General features: G+C 68.6%; 1 pseudogene. It reads left to right on the forward strand.

Going from position 1 to position 1,866, the window contains the following annotated elements:
• Positions 1 to 1,866, forward strand: a pseudogene (locus tag GV790_RS28815) (hypothetical protein); the annotation flags it as partial.

The raw sequence follows: 1,866 nt of genomic DNA on the forward strand, positions 1-1,866 counted from the left end.
CCGACTACACCACCGAAGTCGCCTCCGACATCGGCTCCCAAGCCGCCATGGCCGCCATCACCGGCGAAGAATTCGAACTATCCGCCGACACCTTCACCAGCGCCGCCGCCGGCGCCGCCCAAAACCAACTCGACAGCGGCGGAAACGACGGCGGAGACGAAGCAGGCGGCAACGGGCCCGGCGGCTCCGACAACGACAACGGCAACGGCAACGGCAACGGCAACGGCAACGGGCCTCCCGCCAACACCCAACCGGCCTCCACCGGCGACCCCAACACCGGCGCCAACAACCCGAACCACCAGCAGTCGCAAACCGCGCCCGCATCCAACGACACAGGCGGCAACCAATCCACGCCCGACAACGGCAACAATCCCCCCGCCAGGGAACAGACTCAGACCACCGGCCACGACAACACCGGCGACAACGACGGCGCGCGACTCACCGACACCGGCAACCCGAACAGCAACGGGGACAACAACTCCGGCAACAACCCGAACGACGGCGCACGCAATCCCGACAACAGCACCGACCCGGGCGGCACTACCCCACCCCCGAACGATCCACCCACCCACTCCTCTTCCACCGGAGCCGACGACGACGGCGACGGCGAGAACGACCGCAGCGGAAACGAGCGCCCGAACCAGCCCGGCAACAACCAACCGGACACCAACGCACCCACGAACCAGAACCCCAGCTCCCTCGACCTCCCCACCCAAGACACCCCACTGTCTCCACCCGACCAGGCACCCAACTCTCTCGACCTGCCCGCGCAGGACAACGCCGCCGGCCCCACCACCACGCCCCCGAACTCCCTGGACCTGCCGCAACAGCAGCCAGCCGCCACCTCCCCCGGCACCAGCCCGCTAGATCTCCCGGATCAGAGCAACCCGACCTCGGCGGCCCCGAGTCACAACCCTTCACTCGACCTGCCCACCCAAAGCAACAACCAGTCCAGCACAGCCACCAACCCGCTGGACCTGCCCTCGCAGGACACCGCCCAGGGCACCCAAAACACCAGCGCCCCAACCCAAGAAACCACGCCGACAGGTCAGACCACGGAGGCCGCGCCGCCGTCTGCCGGCGTTCCCTCGGCACCGAGCGCATCCGGGGCACCGTCCGCACCGACGGTGCCGAACACCCCGCCGTCCGCGCCGAGCCACACACCCGGCCAGGCGCACACCGGCGACTCGACCGACTCACCGTCAGACCCCGCGAACACATCCACCACCGCAGCTTCGGCCGCCACCGCCACCGCGCCATCTACCTTCGCACCTGCGGCACCGCCTGCCGATTTGCCCCGCTCCGCCGCGCCGACCACAGACTCGGCACCCGCCCCCGCGCACACTGCACAACCAAACAATTCAGGCCGAGTTGCGCCTTCGACGGATCGCCCCACCCCGCCTCAAACCGCCGCTCGTCCGGCAAACACGCCCGCAGGAAATCCGGCCGACCCGCGCACCGACAGGATCCCCACCCCGTCGAACTCGGCGCCGCCCAGCCCGGACAACCAGACCGCCAGGCCGAATCCACACCCGACCTCGCCCACGCACCCGGATTCTCCCCACCCGGCCGATGCTCCCCCGACCAACCGAGAGACCAATGGCACTTCTGGTGTACTACAACAGGATCAGGAACGATCCGACCGAGGTGGAGTACCGGTTCGGAGCGACGAGAGACAACCTCAACAAAACCCTGACAATCGACAAGACGACCGAAACCCCCCGCCCGCCCCAACCGGAGGACGCGATCTTCCGGACCACAGCAGGCCGAATCATCCACCGAGCCCGCCGCGAGAAGGAGTGGCCCCCACACGGGATGATCGCGTCGTAGGCACCTCCCCAGCCCATTCCCCCTCCTCCCCCGACA

It is taken from the genome of Nocardia cyriacigeorgica, from assembly GCF_010858045.1.
In the GTDB taxonomy this organism is placed as follows: Bacteria; Actinomycetota; Actinomycetes; order Mycobacteriales; family Mycobacteriaceae; genus Nocardia; species Nocardia cyriacigeorgica_E.